Origin of the sequence: Micromonospora solifontis (assembly GCF_003725545.1) — a bacterium.
Classification (GTDB): Bacteria; Actinomycetota; Actinomycetes; order Mycobacteriales; family Micromonosporaceae; genus Micromonospora; species Micromonospora solifontis.
Map to the genome: position 1 here is coordinate 14,433 of NZ_RJLN01000012.1, position 24,916 is coordinate 39,348.

Sequence of the window (24,916 nt, forward strand, 5' to 3'; positions counted from 1 at the left end):
CGGCCATCGCCGTGCCCGGCGGCGGCCATGATTCGGCCCTCGCGCCGCTGGGCGGCGCTCCGGACCGATACGAAGGCCGGCCGTTTGCGGTCATCCGCCCCGGGTACCGCTGGGGAATGACCGACAACGACCGCCACGTGTGGCGCGACGAGGAACGCACTCCCCTGCACGAGCTGGACCGGGCGATCGCCCGGTCGACCCTCGACGGGCAGGCCGACGACGCCACCGGCAACGACGCCGGCGAGGAGTCCGCGTTCGGCCACGGACCCGAGGCGGTGGACCGGGGCGCCGGCGCGGAGGCCGAACGCCGGGAGATGACCGACGCGGACCGGGCGTACCGGCCGTCGACGACCGGACGGACCGGCCCGGACAGCATGTGAGCCGTCGCCCGGGCGTCACCCGGACGCGTGGGTCCGGCCCTGCGTCAGCCGGGAACTGGCGGAGTGCAGGGCGACCAGCGCCACGGTGAGCACCAGCAGGGTCGCCCCGAGCACCACCACCGTGGTGCGCGCGAGCAGTACCCCGACGGCGGCCGGCACCAGCGCGGCCCCCACCCCGGCCCCGCCCATCTGGAGGCCGATGGCCCGGTCCGCGTGGGCCGCGCCGACCCGTTCGGCCGTGGTGAGGGTGAGCAACGGGAACACCGGCGCCGCGGCGAAGCCGAGCACCAGCAGGCCCGCCACCGTCACCCAGGCCGGGGCGGGCAGGGCGATCAGCGCCGCCCCCGCGACCAGCCCGAGCAGGCTGCCCCGCAGCACCCGGGGGGTGCCCAGCCGTTCCGCGACCAGCCCCTGCACCACCCGCCCCACGAACAGGCTGCCCCAGTAGCCGGAGACGCACAGCCCGGCGACCGGCCGGTCGAGCCCTCGCCCCTCGGTGAGCAGCAGGAACGCCCAGAGGCCGGTGGTCACCTCGACCGCCACGTAGATCGCGAACGCGGCCCCGCCCAGCCAGACGGCCGGTAGCCGCAGCGTCTCGCCGATCCGGGGTGGCACCGGGCGGCCCCCCTCCCCCGCGGGCGCGGCCACCGGCTCGGCCGGATTCCCCGGCACCATGGCGGGCGCGACCGGGTCGGCGGGCACCGGGACCGGCGCGCGGTCCCGCCAGGCCCGTACGGTGAGCGCGAACGCGGCGGCCAGGGCGAGCTGGGCGGTGGCGACCAGCCCGTACCCCCAGCGCCAGCTCAGACCGGCGCCCAGCACCCCGGTCATGATCAGCGGGCCGATCGCCACCCCGAGGCCGAAGAACGCGTGCATCCAGTTCATGTGCCGGGGCCCGAACGCGCCGGCGGCGTACGCGTTGAGGCCGGCGTCGATCGCGCCGGAGCCGAGCCCGAGCAGCAGGGCGAAGCCCACCATGAGCGCGAGGGCGGGGGTCAGCGCGTACCCGGTGAGGGCGAGACTGGCCAGCAGCGTGCTGCCGGCCAGCAGCCAGCCCACGCCGAGCCGGGCGAGGGTGAACCCGGCCAGCACGCTGGAGGTCAGGTAGGCGATGGTGCCGGCGGTGAGCACCACGCCGACAGCCTCGGTGGGGACGCCCAGGTCGACCCGGATCGAGGGCCAGCCGACCCCGATCAGGCCATCGGGCAGGCCGAGGCTGACGAAGGCCAGGTAGGCGAGGAGGAGCAGGGACGGTCGGGGGGTGGGGGTGCGGGGCACAGTGCGACATCCTGCCCCACCGGCACACGGCGCGAATGCCGCCGGCCGGCCCGCGCTCGCGGCGGCCCGCCCGGAACGACAAGAAATGCGGTACGAACGGTCGGGATAACGGACAGCCCATCCAGAATCGGCCGAACGGAGGACGGCGATGGGCCGGTCCCGCGTAAGACTTTCGGGATGCAACAGGGCACCGGCTTCCTCACCCCTCGTCAGCGCCGCCTGGCTTGGCTCGGCTTCCTGCTCGCCGCCGTCCAGGCGCCCGTCGCCGCCAAGCTCGTCTCCGACAGCTCCTGGCTGTTCAGCCTGGTGGTGGCGCTGATGATCGCGACGGTCATCATCGCCGACGACACGATGCGGCGCCAGCCGGCGGACGTTCGCTCCTCCGACTAGCCGCCCGCGCCGGGGCGCGCCTCGTGCCCGGGATGCCCCGGGCTGCGCCGCCGTTCCTTCATCTCCGCCTCGTAGAGGTGCCGGCGGCCGCCGACCAGTTGGTCGCGGGCTTGCCGGTCCAGCTCGCGGAAGAGCGTGTAGTAGCCGTCGTCGAAGTCCTCGACGATCTGGAACGTCCAGCGTCCCGCGATGACGTTGCGGCCGAGCAGCTCGCGACCGACCCCGTCGGCGAGGTCGTGGTGGCCCGCGGCACGGAACAGCGCCACCGCGTCGTCCAGCATAAGGTCCGCGTGCCCGATCAACTGGTGCAGCGAGTAGAGGTGGCCCCGGGCCCGTTCCACCGTCTCCAGGGCCTCGCCGAGCTTGCCGAGCGCCTCGACCGTGGCGTCACTCACGCCGGCCGGCCGGCGGTGCGCCTCGTCCGGTCCGTCCACCTGCCCGCCCCCTTCCGTACCCGCCTGGGCCCGCTCGCGTCGAACGGGTGGTTTCCCTTTGCCCCGGCACGGGCGGGTCAATCCCCGTGACGGAGCCCGGACGTCAGCCGGACGACCGGGGCATCGGCCGGTCGGGCGAGGCCGGCCCCGAGGCGGCGGCGCTAGCCTCGGTCACCATGCGCGTGCCTGACAACCGGGTGCTGACCCGCTCCGCGGCGGTGTCCGCGCGGACCACCCTGACCACGCTCACCGCCTCCGTCGGCACCGCCGGGCTCGCCGCGGCCGCGGCCAACCCCGGCCTGCTCGCCGTGGTCGACCAGCACGCCGCCGCCGTACGGGACAGCCTGCACGGCGATCACCGGCCGCTGACCGTGGCCGCCCTCGCCGGGTACGCCGAGGGGGTGCGCGCCGCGGCCGTGGAGCACGGCTGGCAGCCGCCGGCCGCCCCGGTCGACTGGTCGGAGCCGGACTGGCTGCTCACCCGCCTGCTCGCGGTCTGCGCCCTGGCCCGCTCGCTGGACCCGCGCCACCTGGCCTGAGCACGGCGAAAGGGTGCCCGCGATCGCCCCGCGGACACCCTCCCTGGCCCTGCTCCGGCTCAGCCGTTCGGCCGCCGGAACTGCTGGGTCTCGTCGCCGGTGTTCCCGGACCGGTACTGCCCACCGGCGCCGGACATCGACGACTGCGGCATGGCCGGGCTGGGCTGCCCGCCCCGGTCGGCCATCTGCCGCTCGTAGTCGCTGCGGCCGGCACCCTGGGCCTGCCGCTGCTCGCGGATCGCGCGGGACTCCTCGGCCATCCGGTCGAGCCACCCGCCCCAGCGGTCCTGCATCGGCTTCACCAGGCCACCGCCGACGCCGACGATCAGGATGCCGGCCACCGTGGCGAGCACCGCGATCAGCACCGGCGTGGTGACGGTCGTGGCGATGCCCACCTGGTTCAGCGCGGCGATGATGCCCAGCGCCAGGATGAAGACGGCCGTCAGGTCGGCCAGCACCCGGCCGTACGACAGGCCGCCCAGGAACCCGGTGATCAGGTCCCGCACCGCGTTGGCGATGGCGGCGGCGATGACCACGATGACGATCGCCACGAACGCCCGCGGCAGCCAGGCGACGACTCCCCGGATCAGGTCACTGATCGCGTTGGGTCCCCAGACGCCGAAGGCGAACTGCAGGGTGAACAGCAGGACGGCGTAATAGGCCAACTTGGCCAGGATGTCGCTCGCGTCGTACTTCGTTCTCTCGAGGGCCCGTTTGACGCCGCCGCGTTCGACGGCCTTGTCGAAGCCCACCCGTTCCAGTGCCGCGTCCACGATCTTGAGGACGGCTCGGGCGATGAGCCAACCCACCACGAGGATCACGATGAATGCGATGGCCCTCGGGATGAAGAGCAGCACCGACCTCCAGAAGTCGGTCAGCGCGGAACTAATGTCCACCTGCCCGACCGCGAGGGTTTTCTGCATGATGTCCCTCCTGTCGCGTGAACTGCGTCGCCCGCATACCCGGTGCTTCCGGCAGCACGCCGCGCCGACCCGGGCAATTTCCCGACATGTCCCGTCGAACCGGCTCTGACCTGCCCGGATGGCGGTGCCCACCCGACCCGGTACGGCACCCGGACACATGATCGGAACGTCTTCGCCACGCTCCGGATAGGCTGCGGTCATGCCAGGCACCGTCGGGCGGATCCCCACGCCGTCAGCCCCCACCCCGGGAGCTGCTCCGCAGCGTGGCCCTGCCACGCCCGGGGCGGCCGTGCTGGCCCATCCGTGGGCGGCCACTCCCCTCGGCGCCCCCGAGGGCTGGGACCCGGCCGTCCGGGCGGTGATCGACCTGGTGCTCGCCTCGCCCGTGCCGATGGCCCTGCTCTACGGCGAGGACCTGGTCCTGCTCTACAACGACGGGTACGCCGAGCTGATCGGCTCCCGGCACCCGGACGCGCTCGGCCGGCCGGCGGCGGAGGTGTACGCCGACGTCTGGCACGAGACGGGCGGCGGGGAGGTGCTGGAGCGGGCGTACCGGCGGGGCGAGCCCTTCCTGGAGCGGGAGGCCGTGCTGCCGGTCGACCGGCACCGGGGCGGCGCCGAGCCGGCCGTGTTCACCCGGGGCTACTCGCCGGTGCGGGACAGCTCCGGCCGGATCGTCGGGGTGCTCACCGTCGCCGCGCAGACCACCCAGGTCACCCAGCAGCTGCAGAGCCTGAGCGACTTCGCCGCCGCGCTCTCCGGCACGCTCACCCTCGACGACGTGGCCCGGGTGACGCTGCGCTTCTGCCTGCAGGCCTTCGACGCCGACCGGGTCGCCTTCCTGGTCGACGAGGGGCCGGCCTGGCGGATGGTCCGCCGGGTCCGGGGCGAGCTGCTGGACGAGGCCGACGAGCGGCTCCCGCCGCTGTGGCGCCGGCTGCCGGCCGACTCGGCCGTCCCGACCGTGGTGCCGGCCCGCAGCGGGGTGCCCTCGTTCGTCACCGACGGCTATCCGTTGCGGGAGACCGCGGCGGACCGGCACGACCAGAAGATCCGGGCGCTGGCCTCGCTGCCGCTGCGCTCGACCGTGGTGCGGGGCGCGCTGAGCGTCGGCTACCAGGCGAAGCATCCCTGGTCCCCGGCGGAGCGGGCGCTGCTGGCCGCGTCCGGGGAGCTGGTCGGCCAGGCCGCCGAGCGGGCCCGCCGGTTCGAGACCCAGCACGGCACCGCCCAGCTGCTGCAGCGCAGCATGCTGCCGGAACGGCTGCCCGACCTGCCCCGGCTGCGGATCGCCGCCCGGTACGACCCGGGCGTGGACGGCAACGCCGCCGGCGGCGACTTCTACGACGCGTTCGTGCTGCCCACCGGCGCGCTCGGCGTGGTCCTCGGCGACGTGGCCGGCCACGACGTGCAGGCCGCGGCCCGGATGGGCCAGGTACGCGCGGCGCTGCGCGCGCTGGCGCTCGCCGACCCGCGGCCGGACGCGGTGCTGGCCGGTCTGGACCGGCTGGTCGCCAGCCTGGGCGTCGAGGGTGGGACGCAGGAGCTGTTCGTCACTGTGGTGTTCGGGGTGATCGAGGCCGACCGGGAGCGCGTCACGCTGGCCAGCGCCGGCCATCCCGCGCCGCTGATCCGGCGCTGTCCCCCCGGCACCGAGCCCGCCGCCGAGTACGTCGAGCTGCTGCCCGGCCCGCCGCTGGGTCTGGACTGCCGGCCCCGGACCACCACCGTGCCGTTCCGCCCGGGCGACACCCTGCTGCTGTACAGCGACGGCGTGGTGGAGCGGCGCTGGCAGGACCTGGCCGCCGGCCTGGCCGGGCTGGCCACCGCGGTGACCGCCGCGGGCAGCGGCGACCCGCGGGCCCTCTGCGCGGTGGCCAGCGCCGCCGTGCCCGGCGCCACCGAGGACGACGTCGCGGTGCTGGCGGTGGAGCACGCGGTGAAGCCGAGCCGTTCGGCGAGCATGGAGGTGCCGGCCGAACCGACCGCGCCGAGCCGGGTCCGGCACTGGTTGACCGCGCAGCTCACCGATTGGCAGGTGCCGGAGGGGGTGGTCGGCGCGGCCGTGCTGTGCACCAGCGAGCTGACCACCAACGCGCTGCTGCACGCGGGCACCGCCGCCCGGGTGGAGATCGACCTGAGCGCGGAGCGGCTGCTGGTCTCGGTGGCCGACTCCGGCACCCGGGGTCAGGTGACCCGGGCCCGGACCGACACCCTGAGCAGCCGGGGGCGCGGCCTGGGCCTGATCGAGGAGCTCAGCGACGCCTGGGGGACGGACCCGACGGTGCGCGGTTCGACGGTCTGGTTCGAGATCCTCGTTCCACCCGCCGAGCGGCGCGTCGGCGACGACCGGGCGGGGTAGGAGGAGCGGCATGCCTGACGACAACCGCTGCGGCGTCCTCTTCGACGTGGACGGCACCCTGATCGACACCACCTACCTGCACACGGTCAGCTGGTGGGAGGCGCTGCGCCAGGCGGACCACCAGGTGCCGATGGCGAGCATCCACCGGGCCATCGGGATGGGCTCCGACAAGCTCCTCGACCACCTGCTCGGGCCGGAGCGCGACCGCGACGGCGACGGCCGGCTGCGCGATTCGCACGACGCCCTCTACGCCGAGTACTGGGAGCGGTTGACGCCGCTGCCCCGCGCGGTGGACCTGCTGCGCGCGTGCGCCGCGCGGGGGCTGCGGGTGGTGCTCGCCACCTCGGCGGCCGAGCACGAGGTGGCCGCCCTGCGCGCCGCGCTCGCCGCCGACGACGTGATCGACACCGTCACCTCCTCGGCGGACGCCCGGGAGAGCAAGCCGGCGCCGGACATCCTGGTCGCCGCGCTGGACCAGTCCGGGCTGACCGCCGAGCGGGTGGTGTTCGTCGGCGACTCGGTCTGGGACGTGGCGGCGGCCGGCAAGCTCGACATCCCCTGCGTCGGCCTCGCCTGCGGCGGCACCAGCCGGGCGGAGCTGGCCGGGGCCGGCGCGGTGGCCGTCTACGACGACCCGGCCGCGCTGCTCGACGGGCTGGGCGACAGCGCCATCGCCACTCTCGGCTGACCCCCCCCGTGACCGGGCCCACCCGGTCGAACCCGGACACCGAGGCATGGCGAGCGGCGGTACGGGGCACAGGTGACCACCTGCCCGGGTGCGCGGGCGGGTGAAGGGGTGGTGCCGTGGAACCGGTCGATGTCACGTTCGCGCTGCTGGGCGTCGGTGCGCTGCTGGCGGGGATCCTGCCGCGCGTGCTGGAACGCCGGCCGCTGTCCATGCCGATCGCGTTCCTCGGGCTCGGGATGCTGGTCTTCCTGCTCCCCACCGGGCTGCCCTCGCCGGACCCGCTGCGCTGGCCGGAGCTCACCACCCATCTCACCGAGGTCGGCGTGATCGTCGCGCTGATGAGCGCCGGACTCAAGATCGACCGGCCGCTGAGCTGGGCCCGCTGGTCGTCGACCTGGCGGCTGCTGGCCGTCGCCATGCCGCTGTGCATCGCGGCGGTGGCGCTGCTCGGCTGGTGGTGGGCCGGGCTGGTGCCGGCGGCCGCACTGCTGCTGGGCGCGGCGCTCGCCCCGACCGACCCGGTGCTCGCCTCCGACGTGCAGGTGGGCGAGCCGACGGACGTCGAGGACTCCGAGGACGAGGTGCGCTTCGCCCTCACCTCGGAGGCCGGGCTGAACGACGGCCTGGCGTTCCCCTTCGTGTACGCGGCCATCGCGATCGCCACCACCAGCCTCGCCCCGGCGGACTGGCTGGCCCGCTGGGTCACCGTCGACGTGCTCTACAAACTCGCCGTGGGGGTGGGCGGCGGCCTGCTCATCGGCTGGCTGCTCGGCAAGCTGTTCTTCCGGGCGCCGAGCGAACTGCGGCTGGCCCGGCACGCCGAGGGCTTCCTCGCCCTCGCCGCGACCTTCCTGGCGTACGGGCTGGTGGAGGTGGTCGGCGGGTACGGCTTCCTGGCCGTCTTCGTGGCCGCCCGGGCGATCCGATCCGCGGAACGGACCCACGAGTTCCACTCCGTGCTGCACGACTTCGCCGAGCAGGTGGAGCGGCTGCTCACCGTGTTGTTGCTGCTGCTGCTCGGGGGCGCGGTGATCGGCGGCCTGCTCGCGCCGCTGACCTGGCCGGCGGCGCTGGTGGGGCTGGCCCTGATCTTCGTGATCCGCCCGCTGGCCGGCTGGCTGTCGCTGCGCGGCGCCCCGGGCCGGCCGGCGGAGCACTGGGTGATCTCGCTGTTCGGCATCCGCGGCGTCGGCTCGTTCTACTACCTGGCGTACGCCACCAGCAGCACGGACTTCCCGCAGGCCGAGCTGCTCTGGGCCACGGTCGGCCTGGTGGTGGTCGTCTCGGTGGTGGTGCACGGGATCGCGGCGACCCCGGTGATGCAGCTGCTCGACCGGGCGGGCGAACGGACCGGCGAGGCCCCGGAGACGAACCGGACGGACGAGCCCGCCCTGGGCGGCGTCCGCAGCTGACCGGGGCGATCGGGCCGCCCGGACCGGCGGGCGGCCGGCGGGGCACCGGTCAGCGGCCGCCCAGCCGGGCGGCCAGGGCCCGACCGAGGTCCCGGCCCGACCGCCACGCGCTCTGCACCCGGGGCCGCCCGAACGCGTCGCCGGCCAGCCCGATCCCGTCGTCGTCCAGGTGGTACGTCCCGTCGCCGCCAGCGACCGGCTTGGCGTACGTCCAGCGGTGCACGTGGGTCAGCTCGGCCGGCTCGGGCAGGCCGAGCAGGTCGCGGACCGCCTCCTCGATGACCGGGGCAGCGGCGGTGGGCTGGAGCAGGTGACCGGCGGCGAACTCCGGGGTGGTGTGCGCGACCAGCACGGGTGCCCGGTCGCCGCGCCGGTCGCCGTCGTCGCAGACCAGGCCGAGCACCGGGTGACCGTTGACGAACGCGCCCGCGAAGTCGGGCCAGCGGCGGGCCGGGAAGCGCAGCACCCCGGCCAGCGCCGACGACCAGCGCTGCCCCGCCACCGCCCGGGTCGCCGCCGCGAGCGCCGGGTCGAGCAGCAACGCCGCCTGCGGGCCCGGCATGGCGAGCACCACCGCCTCGGCGGTCCGGCCGTCGACCCGGGGTCCCGGCTCGACCGTCATGACCAGCCGGTTGTGTGCCACGGTGAGATCCCGGGCCAGCTGCTCGACCAGTGAGCGCAGACCGCGCGGCGCCGCCCACCGGCACGGGCCGGGCACCGTCCGCCGCCCGTCCGGCCCGTACGCCACGAGGGTGTCGGTCCACTCCCGCACCAGCCCGGCGGCCTGCCACTCGGCGACCACCTGGGCGAAGTCGGGGTCGTCGACGGTGAGGTAGGCCGCGCCGAGGTCGGCGGGGCGGCCGTCGAAGCGTTTGCTGGCCATCCGTCCGCCGGTCACCCGGGCCCGTTCCCGCACCTCGACGGGGATGCCGGCCCGGGCCAGCTCGTTGGCGCACGCCACCCCGGCGATGCCCGCGCCGACCACCACCACACCCGTCCGGTCCGCCGTCACCCGATGATCGTATTCGGCCGCCGGCATGAAGAGCGGGAGACCCGGGTAGTGGTACACCTGTTCGAGGAAGAGGTGATCGTCATGGCCGACCGCGGCAACGGCGGCGCCGACCGGGTCAACCCGGAGGCCGCCATCAAGGATCCGGACGAGTGGGTCACCGGCGACGAGCCGCCGACCGCCGCCCAGGAGTCGTACCTGCACACCCTGGCCCGGGAGGCGGGCGAGGAGGTGCCCGACGGGCTGACCAAGGCGGAGGCGTCCCGCCGGATCGACGAGCTGCAGGCGGAGACCGGCCGGGGCCGGTGAGTCAGCGCGGGGGCAGGCGGTGCAGCTCGACCCGGTCGAGCCGGCCCGCCGCCACCCGCGCGGTGAGGTAGGTGGCGAACGGCTGGGCGCGCCGGTCGGTGGGCGAGCCGGGGTTGAGCAGCCGTAGGCCGCCCGGGGCCACGCTGTCCCACGGGATGTGCGAGTGACCGAAGACCAGCAGGTCGCGGTCCGGGAAGCGGGCCGCGCAGCGCTGCTCGCGCCCGGTCTTCGGCCCGGTCTCGTGCACCACCGCCACCCGCAGCCCGGCCAGCTCGACCTCGGCCACCTCGGGCAGCCGGGCGCGCAGCTCCGGCCCGTCGTTGTTGCCGTGGACGCCGACCAGCCGGCGGGCCCGCCGTTCCAGCGCGTCGAGCAGCGACACGTCCACCCAGTCGCCCGCGTGCAGCACCACGTCGGCGGCGTCGATCGCCGCCCAGACCGGGGCGGGGAGCTCCCGGGCGCGCTTCGGCAGGTGCGTGTCGGCGATGATGACCAGCTCCACCCGCCGATTCTCCCCCGGCGCGCCCCGGCCGGCCGGCTCAGGCGCCCTGGCCCTGGTTCTGCATCAGGCCACCGTCCATGAAGTACGTGGACCCGGTCACGTAGTCGGCGTCGTCGCTGGCCAGGAAGACCGCCACCTTGGCGATCTCCTCGGGCTTCGCGGCCCGCTTCCAGGGGATGCTCTGCACCTGCTCCTCCAGGTACTTCGGGTCGTCGATGGCCCGCTGGTTGAACGGGGTGAGCACCATGCCCGGTCCGATGTTGTTGACGTTCATGTGCATCGGCGCGACCTCCAGCGCGAGGCTCTTGGCGAACTCGAGCATCGCGCCCTTGCTGGTGTCGTAGTCGGCGCCGCCGGCCCGGGCCACCTCCTGGTGGATGGAGGTGATGTTGATGATCTTCCCGCCGCCGCCCTGGTCGCGCCGGTGGCGGACGAAGCGGCGGGAGCAGAAGAACGTGCCGTAGACGTTGGTGCGGATGCACCGGTCCCAGGTCTCGGTGTCCAGGTCGGCCACGGGGATGCCGGAGGCGTCCACCCCGGCGTCGTTCATCAGGATGTCCAACCGGTCGAACTCCGCCAGGGCCTCGTCGAACATCGCCTCGACCTGGTGTTCCACGCTGATGTCGCCCTGCACCACCACGGCCCGCCGGCCGGCCTTCTCGATCTCGGCCCGGGTGTGGTTCGCCCCGGCGTGGTCGTGCAGGTAGTGCACCACCACGTCGGCGCCCTCGCGGCCGAACTCGATGGCGGTGGCCTGGCCGATGCCCGAGTCGGATCCGGTGATCAGGGCGGTCCTGCCCGCCAGTCGTCCGGTCATCCGGGTGCTCCCTCCGTGATCGCCGTACCGGCCGGCACGGTCTGCCGGGCGGCGCCGCCGAGCCGTTCGGCGGCCTCGGTGAGGTGCCCGGCGGCGTTGATCAGGCCGATGTGCGAGAAGGCCTGCGGGAAGTTGCCGAGCTGCTCGCCGGTGGCCTGGTCGATCTGCTCGGCGTAGAGGCCGAGGTCGTTGGCCCGGGCGGCGAGCCGGGTGAAGAGCCGCTGGGCCCGATCCAGCTCGCCCGCCCGGGCCAGGCAGCCCACCAGCCAGAACGAGCAGATCACGAAGCCCGCCGGGTCGCCGTCCCAGCGCCGCAGCAGACCGTCGCGGGAGAGCCGGCGCTCCACCACGTCGACCGTCGCGCGCATCCGGGGGTCGTCGGCCGGCAGGAAACCGACCAGCGGCATGATCAGCACCGAGGCGTCCAGGTCGTCGGAGCCCAGGGCCCCGGTGTACGCCCCGACCCGCTCGTTCCAGCCCTGGGTCAGCACCAGCTCGCGCACCTCGTCCCGGGCCGCGGCCCAGCGAGCCACGTCCCCCGCGTCGCCGATCCGCGGTCCGAACCGGACGGCCCGGTCCAGCGCGGTCCAGCACTGCACCTTGGACGAGAGGTAGTGCCGCTCGGCGTCCCGGGCCTCCCACATGCCGGCGTCCGGCCGGCGCCAGTCGCGCACCGCCTGGTCGGCCAGGGCGTGCAGCAGGTGCCGGACGTCCGGCGACATCGGGTCGAGGTAGTGCCGCATCAGCCAGGCGGCGTCCAGGATCTCGCCGAGAACGTCGGTCTGCCGCTGCCGCCAGGCGTCGTTGCCGACGAGGACCGGCCGGCTGCCGGCGTACCCGGCGAGGTGGTCGAGGCGGTGCTCGGTGAGGTCCCGCTCGCCCTCGACGCCGTACATGATCGGTACTGGTTCGTCCTCGATCCGGCCCATCGCCCGGGAGACCCAGGCGAACTGCCGGTTCGCCTCGTCGGGGCAGGCGGCCAGCCAGAGCGCCTGCAGGGTCAGGCTGAAGTCGCGTACCCACACGTAGCGGTAGTCGTAGTTGCGGTCCCCGCCCGGCTCCTCGGGCAGCGAGGTGGTGGCGGCCGCGACGACCGCCCCGCTCGGCCCGTACGTCATGCCCTGCACCACCAGGGCGCTGCGGCGCACCTGGTCGCGGTAGAGCCCGTGGTATTCGTGCAGCCCGGCCCAGGACCGCCAGCCGGCCGCCGTCTCCGCCACCACCTGGTCGGCGTCGGGCAGCGCGGGCGGGCGTTCGTCGTAGGTCGGCGCGTATCCGAGGGTGAAGTGGTGGGCGCTGCCGGCACGGGCGGTGAACCGACCGGCGGCCATGCCGTCGCCGCAGGTCATCGGCACGTTCGCGCGCAGCTCCAGGTGGCAGGCGCCGGCGGTCGCCTCGATCACCCCGTCGGTCTGGGTCAGGTAGGCGCAGACCCGGCCGTACTCGAAGCGGGGCCGGTACTCCACCCGCATCGGCACCTCGCCGGAGAGCCCCTCGACGACCCGGGCGAGGACGCGCGGCGACCGTAGACCGATGTCGTGGCCGCGCGCGCCGGGCTCCAGGGCCAGCGCGTCGGTGACGGCCACGGCGCCGGTCGCGGTGGTGAAGACGGTACGCAGCACCAGCGAGTCGTCCAGGTAGGACCGTTCGCTGGTGTACCGCCCCTCGGGCCGGATGCTCCAGTGTCCGGCGCCGTCGTCGAGCAGCCGCCCGAAGACCGAGGGGCCGTCGAAGCGGGCCGGGCACCACCAGTTCACCGCGCCGTCGCGGTCGACCAGCGCCGCGCTGCGCCCGTCCGCGAGGAACCCGTGGTCGTTGATCCGTGGCACGGCGGTGTCTACCCGGCCCGCACCGCCCGCATGCGCCACGCGCGGCCCGTGATCGGTGGTGCGGGGGGCGTTACCGCTCGACGGCGGCGGGAACGCGACGGGCTGACGAAGGAGGATGCTCATGACCAGACCCTCGACTCCGACCGCGGCCTGGCGACCCGGCATGCCGGGCGGCGACAACCTCCCGTCCGGCCCGGGCGGTCGTCCGGCCGCGCCGAGCGGGGACGGACACGGGCCGCAGGCGGGTCCGCCGACCGTCACGATCGGCTCGTACCCGGACTATCCGTCCGCGCAGCGCGTGGTGGACTACCTGGCCGACAACCGGTTCCCGGTGGAACGGACGGCGATCGTCGGCACGAACCTGACCCTGGTCGAGACGGTGATGGGCCGGATGACCACGGGCCGGGCCGCCCTGGTGGGCGCGGGTACCGGCGCGTGGTTCGGCCTGTTCATCGGGTTGCTCTTCGGCATCTTCACCGTCGGCAACTGGGTCGCCGTGATCGTGGCCGGCCTGGTGATCGGCGCCATCTGGGGTGCCGTGTTCGGGGCGGTGGCGCACGCGATGAGCGGTGGCCAGCGCGACTTCACCTCGGCCAGTTCGCTGCGGGCCAGCCAGTACGCGGTCACCGTGGAGGCGGACGTGGCGGAGCAGGCCCGCCAGTTGCTGGGCCGGATGCACCTGACCCCGACCGGCGCGACGGCCCGCTGACCGGTCCCTGCTCGACGCCCCGGCGCCCGTCGCGCCGGGGCGTCGCCGCTTCAGTGGTACGCCAGCTCGCCGGCCCGGATCGGCACGTCCACCCGGTTCTCCGGCGGGGCCAGCGGGCAGGCCCAGCGGTCGTCGTACGCGCAGCTGGGGTTGTAGAGGTAGTTGGCGTCGAGCCGGACCCGGCGGCCGGGCAGCACGGTCAGCCCTCGCCCGAACGTGCCCTTCACGGTGTCGGTGAGGTAGCGCCCCCCGCCGTAGCTGCCGGCGCCGCAGGTGGCGTCGCGCACCGGCAGGAAGAGCCCGCCGCCGTACGCCTCGATCCACCAGAGCGCGAGCGGGCCCCAGGGAGTCTCCGCCACCGCCACCCGGCGGTACCCGACGACCCCGTCGGGGCCGCCGGTGTCGATGCTCTCGGTGCCGGAGGCGGGGCGCAGCGGCGCCTCGACCACGGCCGCCGGGTCCGGCGGGTACCAGCGCAGCCCGGTGAACCCGGGCCGGTCGGCGGCCGGCAGCGGGCTGGCGGGGTGGGTGCGGAACAGGTCGTCCCGCGCCGCCCGGAACCCGGCCAGGTCGAGATCCGACAGGTACAGCCGGGCGACCTGTTCCCGCCAGTCGAGGACGTCGAGATCATCCATTCCCCGACCCTAGCCACCGCCGTCCCCGGGCCGCGCCCCGGCAGCCGGCCCGGCCGGCAATTGGCGGCTCGCCGACGAACGGAGCAGGGGCCCGACCGGCAACAGTCCCTCGCTCCCTTTGCTCTGCTTCAACCCGCGCAACAGTCAGCGGCCATTGGTGTTGCGTGCGTTGAAGCAGAGCAAAGGCGACTGGGACAGGTCCGGCTCCCGACGAGAGGGGGTGCAACCGGGCCCGACGACAAACGGCGCCGGGCCGGCGCGGCGCGGGGCCGGCGCGGCGCGGCAGCCTGCCGCGGCGAAGCTGGCACGAGAGGCGAAAGCGGGACGGGAGCGGTGCGGGCCGGCTGTCAGGGGTCGGTGGCGAGCCGGGCGTGCAGGTGCTCGTCGTGTCGGCGCCCGTCGCCGTAGCGGTGGGATTCCCGCAGGACACCCTCCAGCCGGTACCCGGAGCGCTCGGCGACGCGGCAGGACGCCTCGTTGTCCACCGCGTGCCACAGCTGGACCCGGTGCAGGCCCAGCTCGCCGAAGCCCCAGGCGGTGAGCGCGGTGACCGCCCGGGATGCGACGCCCCGCCCCCGGGCTGCGGCGGCCGTCCAGTAGCCGATCGCGGCGTCGCCGTCCTGGATCTGGTGCAGCGACGCACCGCCCAGCAGCCTGCCGTCGGCGGCGTCGGTGAGGGCGAGGGAGACGTGGGTGCCGGAGCTCCAGTCGGCGCGGCGGCGCACCCAGGCCCGGGCCTGCGGCAGGTCGGTCACCCCCTGCGCGTTCCAGCGGGCGATCTCGGGGTCGGCCAGCTCCACCAGCACGACCGCGGCATCCTCGTCCCGCCAGGGACGCAGCACCAGGCCAGGCGCCGTCAGCTCGAGGTTGTCCACGCGCCGCAGTCTGCCACGCTCACAGCTTCAGATTTCAAAATCCCCGCCAGCAACCACGGATGTCGCCCCGCTCACATGGGTGGAAGGAGGCTTGTTTAAATTTTAAGTAGTGCTAGTCTTCTGGGCATGACGGAGAGCCTGGACAGCGAGCGGATGGCCTGCTGGCGCGCGTACATCGAGTCCAGCCAGCGGCTCTTCACGCAGCTGGAGGACGACCTGCGCACGGACAGCGAGCTGAGCTTCGCCGACTACCACGTGCTGGTGCTGCTCTCCGAGGCACCGGGGCAGCGGCTGCGAATGGGCGAGCTGGCCGGGCGGCTGGTCTTCTCGCCGAGCCGGCTGACGTACCAGATCTCCTCGATGCAGAAGCGGGGTCTGGTCGCCCGCCAGTCCTGCCCGGACGACCGCCGCGGCAGCGAGGCCGTGCTGACCGCCGCCGGCCTGCTGGCGCTGCGCGAGGCCGCGCCGCACCACCTGCGCTCCGTGCGCACCCACCTGATGGACGACCTCGACGACGTCGAGGTCGCCTGCCTCACCCGGGTCTTCGAGCGGCTCGGCCGGCGCCTGCGCGCCGACCCCGACGCGTCGTCCACCCCGGCCGACAAGTAAGGAGCCCGAGATGCCCGCGATCACCGTTGACGACGTCCTCGTCCTGCCCCGCCTGCCGCGGCTGGACGAGTCCACCACCACGTTCCGGCCGGTCCGCCGGCTGACCACCGCGCCGAGCGGCTACGAGGGTGAGGGGTTCCCGGTCCGCCGGGCCTTCGCCGGCGTGCCGCTGACCGAGCTGGACCCGTTCATCCACCTCGACCAGATGGGCGAGGTCGACTACGCCCCGGGCGAGCCGAAGGGCACCCCGTGGCACCCGCACCGCGGCTTCGAGACGGTGACCTACATGATCGACGGGATCATGGACCACCAGGACTCGCAGGGCGGCGGCGGCACCATCACCGACGGCGACACGCAGTGGATGACGGCCGGCAGCGGCCTGCTGCACATCGAGGCGCCGCCGGAGCACCTGGTGATGAGCGGCGGCCTCTTCCACGGCCTCCAGCTCTGGGTCAACCTGCCGAAGGTGGCGAAGATGATCGCGCCGCGCTACCAGGACATCCGGGGCCGTGAGTCCGCGCTGCTCACCACGCCCGACGGCGGCGCGCTGGTCCGCGTGATCGCCGGGGAGATCGCCGGGCACCGTGGCCCGGGCTCGACCCACACCCCCATCACGATCGCGCACGTCACGCTGCAGCCGGGGGCGGAGCTGAGCCTGCCCTGGCGGCCGGACTTCAACGCGCTGGTCTACGTGCTGGCCGGACGGGGCACCGTGGGCACCGACCGCCGGCCGATCAAGCTCGGCCAGCTCGCCGTGCACGGCCCCGGCGACGCGCTGCGGGTGACCGCCGACCCGAAGCAGGACGGCAACACCCCGGCGCTGGAGCTGTACCTGATGGGCGGGCAGCCGATCCGGGAGCCGGTGGCGCACTACGGCCCGTTCGTGATGAACACCCGGGCCGAGCTGATCCAGGCGGTCGAGGACTACCAGGCCGGCCGGCTGGGCGTGATCCCGGCCGAGCGCCTGCCGCACACCGGCGGCGAGGGCGCGCACCCCTGAGCACGCGGAGCGCGGGCGTCCCGGCACCGGCCGGGGCGCCCGCCGGCGGTTCAGGAGACGGCGAAGATGCCGGCCACGCCGAGAATCACCATCACCAAGACCGCGACCAGCGCCCCCCGCTCGCTCTCGACCGCCTGCTCGCGGTACTCGGTCATGGTGTCTGTCGTCTCGGCGGGCATGGTGCGGCCTCCTCGGCTCTCGTACTCCAGGGGTGCGGTGGGGCCCTCGTCCGAGCTGCGCCGGCCTGGGGCGGTCGGCGTGCGGCTGCGTGCAGGGGGTCCTACCGTGAGGACGGTGTCGACCTCGGGAGGCTGGAACGTGACGATGCGGGACTGGTTCCTCACCGCACAGGAACGTGCCAACCCGGGCTCTGAATTACCCGTCTGGACGACGGGAAACCTCGCCGAGCCGTTGATTCACGGCGCCGCGTACTTCGACCGGCTGGTCGAGGAGGTGGCGGCGCTCAAGGCCGGCGACCATCTCTTCTTCACCGACTGGCGGGGCGACCCCGACCAGCGGATGCGCCCCGACGGCCCGACCGTGGTGCAGCTGTTCGCCCAGGCCGCCCAGCGCGGGGTGATCGTCAAGGGCCTGATCTGGCGCTCCCACCTCGACGCGCTCTCCTACAGCGAGGCGGAGAACCGCAGCCTCAGCGAGGCGCTCTGCGCGGCCGGCGCGGAGGTGCTGCTGGACCAGCGGGTCCGGCGCGGCGGCTCGCACCACCAGAAGCTGGTGGTGCTGCGCCACCCGGACGACCCGTCCCGCGACGTGGCGTTCGCCGGCGGGATCGACCTCTGCCACAGCCGCCGGGACGATGCCAGCCACCGCGGCGACCGGCAGGCGGTGGCCATGTCGCCGAAGTACGGACCGCACCCGCCGTGGCACGACGTCCAGCTCGCCCTGCGCGGCCCGGTGGTCGGCGCGCTGGACACCACGTTCCGGGAACGGTGGACCGACCCGATGCCGCTGGACTCGGAGAACCCGCTGGCCTACCTGCGGGACCGGCTGCGCGGCGCGGACCTGCACCCGGACCCGCTGCCGGACCAGCCGGCCGATCCCCCACCGTGCGGCCCGCACCAGGTCCAGGTGCTGCGCACCTACCCCGCGGTCCGGCCGCGCTACTCGTTCGCCCCGGACGGGGAACGGACGGTCGCCCGCGGCTACACCAAGGCGGTCCGCCGGGCCCGCCGGCTGATCTACCTGGAGGACCAGTACCTCTGGTCGACGGAGGTGGCCGACCTCTTCGCCCGGGCGCTGCGCGAGCATCCGGAGCTGCACCTCGTCGCGGTGGTGCCGCGCCACCCGGACGTGGACGGCCGGCTCGCGCTGCCGCCGAACCTGGTGGGCCGGGAGCAGGCCATCTCGCTGTGCCACCGGGCCGCCCCGGACCGGGTGCACGTCTTCGACGTGGAGAACCACGAGGGCACCCCGGTGTACGTGCATGCCAAGGTCTGCGTGGTCGACGACGTCTGGGCCAGCGTGGGCAGCGACAACTTCAACCGCCGCTCCTGGACGCACGACAGCGAGCTGTCCTGCGCGGTGCTGGACGAGACGCGGGACGAACGGGCGCCCGGTGACCCGGCCGGGCTCGGCGACGGCGCCCGGCGGTTCGCCCGGGAGCTGCGGCTACGGCTGTGGCGGGAGCACCTGGACCGCGATCCGGACGGCGGGGAGGACCACGACCTGCTCGACCCGACGGACGCGGTCGCGGCGGTCACCGGGGCGGCCGAGGCGCTGGAGCGCTGGCACGCGTCGGGGCGTACCGGGCCCCGGCCGCCGGGACGGTTGCGGCCGCACCGGCCGGAGCGGCTGCCCTGGCTGACCCGGCTCTGGGCGCTGCCGGCGTACCGGCTGGTCTACGACCCGGACGGCAGGCCGCTGCGGGCGCGGCGGGCGGGCACCTGGTGAACCGGCGCGGGCAGGTCGTCGACCGGCACCGGCTCGTCCAGCCGGTTCGGTCGGGCCGGATACGCGAACGACACCCGGGGCGAGTAGAAGCCCCAGCAGACGTGCAGCGGGTTGGCCGGGCGTAGCGCGTAGACCGGGTGGTCCGGGGCGAGGAACTCCACCGACTCGATCTCGAACGGCGACACCGGCTCGGCGACGTACGGATAGTCGGTGATCACGAGTTCGCCGTCGCGGGCGGTCAGGTAGCGGTGGTGCCCGTTGTGCGCCTCGGTGCCGGTGTGCCCGACCCGGCCCAGGACCCGGATGAGCGCGCGGCCGTCCGCCCGGGTCTCCGTGCTGAGCCGCCCGCCCCGCACCGCCACGACGGTCTCCCCCGGGGTCGCCGGGGCGCCGCGGGCGGCGGCGTACTGCCGGACGCGCAGGCTGGAGGCGAGGTAGTGGGTCCACCAGCCGCCCGGGGTCTCCCCGTCGGGCGCGTCCATGTCCTGCAGCGAGACCCCGAGGAAGGTGAGCGAGTACGGGCCGAAGCCGGAGGTCTGGCTCTCGTCGTCCACCACGTACTGGCAGAGGAAGACCTGACGGTCCGGGCGGGCGCGGAGGCCGGCCGGGACGAGCGCCGCGACCGCGTCGGGATCCGCCGGCAGCCAACTGAGCAGCAACGTCGGGGCGTTGACGACGAGTTGCGGGGCGGCGGGATCCAGCACGGTGCCTCCGTAGACGTTTACCCCAGGGACGCTACGGGCGGTCCTGTCAGCGGGACAACGACGGAAAGCCGACACTGCGCGCCGATTGTCGGGTTTCTCGTTGACCGGTCGGCCGCCCGTGGGGGCCGACCGGACGGCCGGGATGGACCCATCGGTGCGCCAACCCGGCATGACTTTTATGGCAGGTTGGCGGGCTTGATGCCTGAACGCGGCTTAAGTACATCGTACTTTCGGCTAGATTTCCCAGAGCCGATCGGGTTAAGGTGACTTCCGAACGGACCACGCGAAGCTACACCGAAGCGTCACGTCTTTTTCCGCGGACGAGGTGCAGGGAGGACCACCCATGACCGCGAAGACCTTGATCGAGCAGGCGGCCGACGCGCCGTCCACCTCCGCGAAGCTCGACCCGCGGGCGCTCACCGACAGCGCCGCCGACCTGCTCCACGCGATGGCCGCCCTGCCCGCCAACCACCCGTCGCGCGCCGCGCTGCGGGACAAGGCGATCGAGGCCTGGCTGCCGCTCGCCAACCACCTCGCCCACCGCTACAGCGGCCGGGGCGAGCCCACCGACGACCTGGCCCAGACGGCCGCGGTCGGCCTCATCAAGGCGATCGACAAGTTCGACCCCTCCCGGGGGGTGGACTTCGCCGGGTACGCCATCCCGACCATCATCGGCGAGCTCAAGCGGCACTTCCGCGACCGCACCTGGGACATCCGGGTGCCGCGTCGCCTCCAGGAGCTGCGGCTGGCGATCTCCGACGCCAACAGCACCCTGCTGCAGACCCTCGGCCGGTCGCCGACGGTCGCCGACATCGCCGCCCACCTGAACCTCACCGAGGAAGAGGTCCTGGAAGGGCTGGAGGGCGCCCGCGCCTACAACGCGGTGTCGCTGTCCACGCCGACCGGGGACGGCGAGCGGGCGACCGAGCTGGGCGACATGCTCGGCGGCGAGGACGCCGAGTTCGAGCTGGCCGAGCTGCGGGTGGCGCTGGGCCCCGCGCTCGCCACGCTGGACGAGCGCGAGCAGCGGATCCTCACGCTGCGCTTCTACGGCAACCTGACCCAGTCGCAGATCGCCGAGCAGATCGGCGTCTCGCAGATGCACGTGTCCCGGCTGCTGGCCCGGGCCCTGACGAAGCTGCGCGGGCAGCTCGACGGAACGTACTAGGGGGTGGAGGCGGTGGCCGGGTCGGCGGGCCCGGCCACCGTCGTGTCCACGCGGGCCCGGCCGGTGGTTCACCGGCCGGGCCGTTCCGGCTCAGCGCGGCACCTTCGGGTTCAGCGCAGCACCAGCAGATCCAGCACGTCGACCACCGGGACGCCGGGCGTCCGCCGCGCCGCGGCCCGCAGCCGGCGTACGCCCCGGTCGTAGTCGGCGTCGTCGAGCAGCGTGAGCGGGGTGTGCGCCGCCCGGCGCAGCCCGTCCGCCGCGTCCCGCAGCGACCGGGCGCTGACCTGCGGCACCGGCGTCAGCGCCACGGGGGCGAAACCGGCCGGCTCAAACGCCGCGCAGACCTCGGCCACCGAGGGGTAGCCGTCGAGCACCCGCACCGCCTCGGGGAACCAGCGGAACAGCGTGACGCCGGCGCTCCGCCCGGCGAAGACCGACCGGATCAGCACCGGCGCGCCGGGCCGCAGCACGCGCCGCAGCTCGGCGGCGACCGACGGCAGGTCCGGCAGGTGGTGCACCACCGTGGAGAGCCAGGCGCCGTCCACCGTGGCCGCCGCGAGGGGCAGGGCCTCCGCCCGGCCGGCCACCATCCCCGGGTACGCCGAGCGGGCCCGCATGGCCGCCGCCGGCTCCACCGCCACCACCCGCACGTCGTACCAGGACCGGAAGGCGGCCGCCCAGGCGCCCGTGCCGGCCCCGAGGTCGAGCACCCGGGCACCGGGCCGGACCGGCAGGTGCCGGGCCACGGCGGCCCGCCAGCTCGCCAGCCCCTCGGCGGGCAGGTGCCGGGTCGCCACGAAGGCGGCGGCGGCCGGGTCGTCGTACGCCATCATCGCCATTGCGTCACTCTCCGCCACCCAATGGTCACGGTCAATGTGAGAAGCGGAACAGGGGCTCGCCGGCCGCGCCGGGGCGCGGGTGCGAGAGTGGGTCCGTGCTCTCCGACGTACCCCTCGACCTGCCGGTCCGGCCGGTGCTGCCGGCGCTGGTCGGGGCGCTGCGCACCGCCGGCACGGCGGTCCTGGTGGCGCCGCCCGGCACCGGCAAGACCACCCTCGCCCCGCTCGCGGTGGCCGACGAGGTGGGCGGCCGGGTGGTGATCGCGCAGCCCCGGCGGGTGGCCGCCCGGGCCGCCGCCCGCCGGATGGCCACCCTGCTCGGCGAGCGGGTCGGGGGCCGGGTGGGTTACGCCGTGCGCGGCGAGCGGCGGATCGGCCCGGACACCCGGGTCGAGGTGGTCACCACCGGGCTGCTGGTCCGGCGGCTGCACCACGACCCGGAGCTGCCCGGGGTGGGCGCGGTGCTGCTGGACGAGTGCCACGAGCGGCAGCTCGACGCCGACCTGGCGCTCGCCTTCGCCGTGGAGGCCCGCGGCGCGCTGCGGCCGGACCTCTGGCTGCTGGCCATGTCGGCCACCCCGCAGGCGGACCGGTTCGCCGCGCTGCTCGGCGGGGCGGCCGGACCCGCGCCGGTGGTCCGCGCGGAGGCGGCCCTGCACCCGGTGACCCGGATCTGGACGCCACCGCCCCGGCCGGTCGCCGCGCCCGGTCCCGGCCGGGTCGACCCGGCGCTGCTCGACCACGTGGCGGCCACCGTCCGGCGGGCGCTGCGCGAGCGGGACGGGGACGTGCTGGTCTTCCTGCCCGGGGCCGGCGAGATCGGCGCGGTCGCCGGCCGGCTGGCCGACCTGTCCGGCGCCGTCGCCGTGCTGCCGCTGCACGGCCGGCTGCCCGGCGCGGCCCAGGACGCCGCCCTGCGCCCGCAGGCCGACCGCCGGCGGGTGGTGCTGGCGACCTCGGTGGCGGAGAGCAGCCTGACCGTGCCCGGGGTCCGGGTGGTGGTCGACGCCGGGCTGAGCCGGGTGGCCCGGACCGACCTGGCCCGAGGGCTCGGCGCGCTGGTCACCGTGCCGGTGTCCCGGGCGGCGGCCACCCAGCGCGCGGGCCGGGCCGGCCGGGAGGCCCCCGGCGCGGTCTACCGGTGCTGGTCGGAGGCGACCCACGCCCGGCTCGCCCCGCAGCCGGAGCCGGAGATCGCCACCGCCGACCTGACCGGGTTCGCCCTGGAGCTGGCCGCCTGGGGCGACCCGGACGGCAGCGGGCTGGCGCTGCCCGATCCACCGCCGCCGGCCGCCCTCGCGGTCGCCCGGGAGACCCTCACCACGCTCGGCGCGGTGGACCGGGACGGGCGGATCACCACACGCGGTCGGGCCGTCGCGGCCGCCGGCACCCACCCCCGGCTGGCCCGGGCGCTGCTGGACGGCGCGCGGCGGGTCGGCGCCGACCGGGCCGCCGAGGTGGTCGCCCTGCTCGCCGAGGAGACGCTCGGCGGGGCCGGCGACGACCTCACCGCCCTCTGGCGCCGCCTCCGCACCGCCACCGACCCGGCCGCCACGGCCCGCTGGCGCGCCGAGGTCCGCCGCCTCCGCGCCGCCCTCCCCACCACCCGCCCCGGTGCCCGCGATCTTGCCGTTGCTGCCCCCGCACAAGGGACGGATGCCGCAGAACGTGGACCCGAAGCGCGAGATCGCGGGACGGACCTGCCGGACGATCTCGCCGCGGGGTTGCTGGTGGGGTTGGCGTACCCGGAAAGGCTGGCGCGGGCGCGGCGGGCGGGTGGGTCCGCGTACCTGATGGCTGGTGGAACCGCGGCGGAGGTGGCGGCGGGGTCGGGGCTGGCCGGGTCGGCGTGGCTGGCGGTCGCGGTGGCCGACCGGTCTCCCGGCGCGCCGGCCGCCCGGGTGCGGCTGGCCACGCCGGTGGACGAGGCGACCGCGCGGGAGGCCGGCGGGCCGCTGCTGCGCACCGACCGCGAGGTCGGCTGGTCCGGCGACGACGTGGTGGCCCGGGAGGTGGTCCGGCTCGGCGCGATCGTGCTGGTCGACCGGCCGCTCGCCGCACCGGACCCGGCCCGGCTCGCCGAGGCCGTGCTGGCCGGCTTGCGCCGGGGTGGGCTGGAGCTGCTGACCTGGACGCCGGCGGCGATCGCAGTGCGCCAGCGGCTGGCCTTCTGCCGGCAGGCGCTCGGCGACGACTGGCCGGACGTCGCCGATCCCGCGCTGCTCGACGCCGCGCCCACCTGGCTGGGCCCGGAGCTGGGCCGCGCCCGCCGGCGCGCCGACCTGGCCCGGATCGACGTGGCGGCGGCGCTGCGCCGGCTGCTCGACTGGCGGCAGGCGGCCCGGCTGGACGAGCTGGCGCCGGAGCGGCTGCCGGTGCCCAGCGGCTCCCGGGTCCGGGTGGACTACGCCGACCCGGCCGCCCCGGTGCTGGCGGTCAAACTCCAGGAGACCTTCGGCTGGCGGGACGCCCCGCGGATCGCCGACGGCCGGGTGCCGGTGCTGCTGCACCTGCTCTCCCCCGCCGGCCGGCCGGTGGCGGTCACCGCCGACCTGGCCTCGTTCTGGCGTACGGGCTATCCGCAGGTGCGGGCCGAGCTGCGGGGACGCTATCCCCGGCATCCCTGGCCGGAGGACCCGACCACCGCCGAGCCCACCCGGCACGCCACCCCGCGCCGGCGCTGACTCACCCTTCGTCCACCACGTCGGCGATCAGCACGGTCACGTTGTCCGGGCCGCCGGCCCGCAGCGCCAGGTCGATGAGCTTGGCCGCGCACGCCTCCCGGTCGGGGTACTCGCCGAGCACCTCGGCCAGGGTGTCCGCGCGGACCACGTTGGAGAGGCCGTCGCTGCACAGCAGCCAGCGGTCGCCCGCCCGGGGCACCATCGTCGCGTACGCCGGGGAGACCTCGTCGCCCTGCAACGCCTGGGTGACCACCGCGCGGCGGGGGTGGCTGCTCGCCTGCTCGGCGGTGATCACACCCTGGTCGACCAGCATCTGCACGAACGTGTCGTCGCGGGTGACCTGCTTCAGCACGCCCTCCCGGAACAGGTAGGCCCGGGAGTCGCCGACGTGGGCCAGGGCCAGGCAGCTGCCGGTGCGGGCGAACAGCAGCCCGGTCAGGGTGGTGCCCATGCCCTGGCGTTCCGGGTCCTCCTCGACGGCCCGCCGGATCCGCGCGGTGGCCAGCTCGATGCCGCTCTGCAGGGCGGCCACCAGCGCGTCCTCGGGGGTCTCCACGTCGAGTGGGGCCACCGCGTCGATGGCGATCCGGCTGGCCAGATCACCGGCCGCCATGCCGCCCATGCCGTCGGCGACGGCGACGAGCCAGCTGCCGGCGTGGAGCGCGTCCTGGTTCCCGCTGCGGATCAGCCCTCGGTCGCTCGCCCCCACGGAACGAAGCTTCAGGGTCATGGGAGGCAGCCTGCCAGGCGAAGGCATCAGTTGTCTCTAGGAGATCAGGACGATGCCGCGTGGCGCGGCGAATCTCACTGTCGAGCCGGGGCGCGGCGGATCGGACCGGATCGATTGACAGCCGGGGAACGCGCTGGAAACATCTGGCTGGAATTGGGAGCGCTCCCAGCCCCCGAGCAC

Annotated in this window: 26 protein-coding genes; 13 read left to right on the plus strand and 13 right to left on the minus strand. The window is 75.0% G+C overall.

Going from position 1 to position 24,916, the window contains the following annotated elements:
• The first annotated feature begins 116 nt into the window (after nt 1-116).
• A complete protein-coding gene (locus tag EFE23_RS06350; RefSeq protein ID WP_123240019.1) occupies nt 117-380 on the plus strand; it encodes a hypothetical protein in 264 nt (87 codons plus the stop codon).
• Between the two features lie 15 nt (nt 381-395).
• Here EFE23_RS06350 and EFE23_RS06355 read toward each other — a convergent pair whose 3' ends face one another.
• On the minus strand, nt 396-1,658 hold the full coding sequence (locus tag EFE23_RS06355) for an MFS transporter (RefSeq protein ID WP_123239953.1): 1,263 nt from the start codon (nt 1,656-1,658) through the stop codon (nt 396-398).
• A 177-nt stretch (nt 1,659-1,835) separates the two neighbouring features.
• Between EFE23_RS06355 and EFE23_RS06360 the strand changes: the two genes are divergently transcribed.
• On the plus strand, nt 1,836-2,048 hold the full coding sequence (locus EFE23_RS06360; protein WP_123239954.1) for a hypothetical protein: 213 nt from the start codon (nt 1,836-1,838) through the stop codon (nt 2,046-2,048).
• Here EFE23_RS06360 and EFE23_RS06365 read toward each other — a convergent pair.
• Nucleotides 2,045-2,482, minus strand: a complete 438-nt coding sequence (locus tag EFE23_RS06365; protein WP_123239955.1) for a hypothetical protein — start codon at nt 2,480-2,482, stop codon at nt 2,045-2,047. The two genes, EFE23_RS06360 and EFE23_RS06365, sit on opposite strands and share 4 nt — an antisense overlap.
• Nucleotides 2,483-2,658: 176 nt before the next feature.
• On the opposite strand from EFE23_RS06365, the gene EFE23_RS06370 reads away from it, so the two are divergent.
• Nucleotides 2,659-3,021 carry a DUF6401 family natural product biosynthesis protein gene (locus tag EFE23_RS06370; RefSeq protein ID WP_123240020.1) on the plus strand — a complete coding sequence of 121 codons (363 nt, stop codon included), beginning with the start codon at nt 2,659-2,661 and terminating at the stop codon, nt 3,019-3,021.
• Nucleotides 3,022-3,080: 59 nt separating this feature from the next.
• Here EFE23_RS06370 and EFE23_RS06375 read toward each other — a convergent pair whose 3' ends face one another.
• Nucleotides 3,081-3,944 carry a mechanosensitive ion channel family protein gene (locus EFE23_RS06375; protein ID WP_123239956.1) on the minus strand — a complete coding sequence of 288 codons (864 nt, stop codon included), beginning with the start codon at nt 3,942-3,944 and terminating at the stop codon, nt 3,081-3,083.
• 199 nt (nt 3,945-4,143) lie between these two features.
• Between EFE23_RS06375 and EFE23_RS06380 the strand changes: the two genes are divergently transcribed.
• The 3 genes from EFE23_RS06380 (at nt 4,144) to EFE23_RS06390 (ending at nt 8,406) form a co-directional block, all read left to right on the plus strand.
• Nucleotides 4,144-6,306, plus strand: coding sequence for a SpoIIE family protein phosphatase (locus tag EFE23_RS06380; RefSeq protein WP_123239957.1), 2,163 nt, complete (start codon nt 4,144-4,146; stop codon nt 6,304-6,306).
• A 10-nt stretch (nt 6,307-6,316) separates the two neighbouring features.
• On the plus strand, nt 6,317-6,994 hold the full coding sequence (locus EFE23_RS06385; RefSeq protein ID WP_123239958.1) for an HAD family hydrolase: 678 nt from the start codon (nt 6,317-6,319) through the stop codon (nt 6,992-6,994).
• A gap of 116 nt (nt 6,995-7,110) precedes the next feature.
• Nucleotides 7,111-8,406 (plus strand): cation:proton antiporter, encoded by a 1,296-nt coding sequence (locus tag EFE23_RS06390; RefSeq protein ID WP_123239959.1) that lies wholly within the window; start codon nt 7,111-7,113, stop codon nt 8,404-8,406.
• Nucleotides 8,407-8,455: 49 nt separating this feature from the next.
• Here EFE23_RS06390 and EFE23_RS06395 read toward each other — a convergent pair whose 3' ends face one another.
• Entirely contained in the window at nt 8,456-9,397 is a 942-nt protein-coding gene (locus tag EFE23_RS06395; RefSeq protein ID WP_233600899.1) for an NAD(P)/FAD-dependent oxidoreductase, read from the minus strand.
• 24 nt (nt 9,398-9,421) lie between these two features.
• On the opposite strand from EFE23_RS06395, the gene EFE23_RS06400 reads away from it, so the two are divergent.
• Nucleotides 9,422-9,724, plus strand: a complete 303-nt coding sequence (locus EFE23_RS06400) for a DUF3072 domain-containing protein (protein ID WP_233600890.1) — start codon at nt 9,422-9,424, stop codon at nt 9,722-9,724.
• A 1-nt stretch (nt 9,725) separates the two neighbouring features.
• Here EFE23_RS06400 and EFE23_RS06405 read toward each other — a convergent pair whose 3' ends face one another.
• The 3 genes from EFE23_RS06405 to EFE23_RS06415 are packed head-to-tail and all read right to left on the minus strand — an operon-like array spanning nt 9,726 to nt 12,872.
• Entirely contained in the window at nt 9,726-10,226 is a 501-nt protein-coding gene (locus EFE23_RS06405) for a metallophosphoesterase family protein (protein ID WP_123239961.1), read from the minus strand.
• Nucleotides 10,227-10,263: 37 nt separating this feature from the next.
• Nucleotides 10,264-11,043 carry a glucose 1-dehydrogenase gene (locus EFE23_RS06410; protein WP_123239962.1) on the minus strand — a complete coding sequence of 260 codons (780 nt, stop codon included), beginning with the start codon at nt 11,041-11,043 and terminating at the stop codon, nt 10,264-10,266.
• Complete coding sequence (locus EFE23_RS06415) at nt 11,040-12,872, minus strand: glycoside hydrolase family 15 protein (RefSeq protein WP_233600891.1); 1,833 nt, start codon at nt 12,870-12,872, stop codon at nt 11,040-11,042. Before EFE23_RS06415 ends, EFE23_RS06410 begins: the two co-directional genes overlap by 4 nt.
• 121 nt (nt 12,873-12,993) lie before the next feature.
• On the opposite strand from EFE23_RS06415, the gene EFE23_RS06420 reads away from it, so the two are divergent.
• The gene (locus EFE23_RS06420) at nt 12,994-13,581 is read left to right on the plus strand and encodes a general stress protein (RefSeq protein ID WP_123239963.1); all 588 of its coding nucleotides are present in this window, start codon (nt 12,994-12,996) and stop codon (nt 13,579-13,581) included.
• Nucleotides 13,582-13,631: 50 nt separating this feature from the next.
• Here the strand turns inward: EFE23_RS06420 and EFE23_RS06425 are convergent, their stop codons facing one another.
• Together EFE23_RS06425 and EFE23_RS06430 are read right to left on the minus strand one after the other, a co-directional pair.
• Nucleotides 13,632-14,216, minus strand: a complete 585-nt coding sequence (locus EFE23_RS06425) for a DUF1684 domain-containing protein (protein ID WP_123239964.1) — start codon at nt 14,214-14,216, stop codon at nt 13,632-13,634.
• Nucleotides 14,217-14,563: 347 nt separating this feature from the next.
• Entirely contained in the window at nt 14,564-15,091 is a 528-nt protein-coding gene (locus tag EFE23_RS06430) for a GNAT family N-acetyltransferase (RefSeq protein WP_123239965.1), read from the minus strand.
• A 126-nt stretch (nt 15,092-15,217) separates the two neighbouring features.
• Between EFE23_RS06430 and EFE23_RS06435 the strand changes: the two genes are divergently transcribed.
• On the plus strand, nt 15,218-15,700 hold the full coding sequence (locus EFE23_RS06435) for a MarR family winged helix-turn-helix transcriptional regulator (protein ID WP_123239966.1): 483 nt from the start codon (nt 15,218-15,220) through the stop codon (nt 15,698-15,700).
• 10 nt (nt 15,701-15,710) lie between these two features.
• On the plus strand, nt 15,711-16,700 hold the full coding sequence (locus EFE23_RS06440; protein WP_123239967.1) for a pirin family protein: 990 nt from the start codon (nt 15,711-15,713) through the stop codon (nt 16,698-16,700).
• 50 nt (nt 16,701-16,750) lie between these two features.
• Here the strand turns inward: EFE23_RS06440 and EFE23_RS29260 are convergent, their stop codons facing one another.
• Nucleotides 16,751-16,879 carry a hypothetical protein gene (locus EFE23_RS29260; protein WP_255421123.1) on the minus strand — a complete coding sequence of 43 codons (129 nt, stop codon included), beginning with the start codon at nt 16,877-16,879 and terminating at the stop codon, nt 16,751-16,753.
• Between the two features lie 139 nt (nt 16,880-17,018).
• Here EFE23_RS29260 and EFE23_RS06445 point away from each other — a divergent pair, with 139 nt between their 5' ends.
• The gene (locus EFE23_RS06445; RefSeq protein ID WP_123239968.1) at nt 17,019-18,608 is read left to right on the plus strand and encodes a phospholipase D family protein; all 1,590 of its coding nucleotides are present in this window, start codon (nt 17,019-17,021) and stop codon (nt 18,606-18,608) included.
• On the opposite strand, the gene EFE23_RS06450 is transcribed toward EFE23_RS06445, so the two are convergent.
• Nucleotides 18,557-19,312 carry an acetoacetate decarboxylase family protein gene (locus EFE23_RS06450; protein ID WP_123239969.1) on the minus strand — a complete coding sequence of 252 codons (756 nt, stop codon included), beginning with the start codon at nt 19,310-19,312 and terminating at the stop codon, nt 18,557-18,559. The genes EFE23_RS06445 and EFE23_RS06450 overlap by 52 nt on opposite strands.
• 343 nt (nt 19,313-19,655) lie before the next feature.
• Here EFE23_RS06450 and EFE23_RS06455 point away from each other — a divergent pair, with 343 nt between their 5' ends.
• Complete coding sequence (locus EFE23_RS06455; protein ID WP_123239970.1) at nt 19,656-20,480, plus strand: SigB/SigF/SigG family RNA polymerase sigma factor; 825 nt, start codon at nt 19,656-19,658, stop codon at nt 20,478-20,480.
• A gap of 110 nt (nt 20,481-20,590) precedes the next feature.
• On the opposite strand, the gene EFE23_RS06460 is transcribed toward EFE23_RS06455, so the two are convergent.
• Nucleotides 20,591-21,322, minus strand: a complete 732-nt coding sequence (locus EFE23_RS06460) for a class I SAM-dependent methyltransferase (protein WP_123239971.1) — start codon at nt 21,320-21,322, stop codon at nt 20,591-20,593.
• A 95-nt stretch (nt 21,323-21,417) separates the two neighbouring features.
• On the opposite strand from EFE23_RS06460, the gene hrpB reads away from it, so the two are divergent.
• Nucleotides 21,418-24,006, plus strand: coding sequence for an ATP-dependent helicase HrpB (hrpB, locus tag EFE23_RS06465; protein WP_123239972.1), 2,589 nt, complete (start codon nt 21,418-21,420; stop codon nt 24,004-24,006).
• A gap of 1 nt (nt 24,007) precedes the next feature.
• Here the strand turns inward: hrpB and EFE23_RS06470 are convergent, their stop codons facing one another.
• Nucleotides 24,008-24,736: a PP2C family protein-serine/threonine phosphatase gene (locus tag EFE23_RS06470; protein ID WP_123239973.1), complete on the minus strand. Its 729-nt coding sequence runs from the start codon at nt 24,734-24,736 to the stop codon at nt 24,008-24,010.
• Between the last annotated feature and the right edge of the window lie 180 nt (nt 24,737-24,916).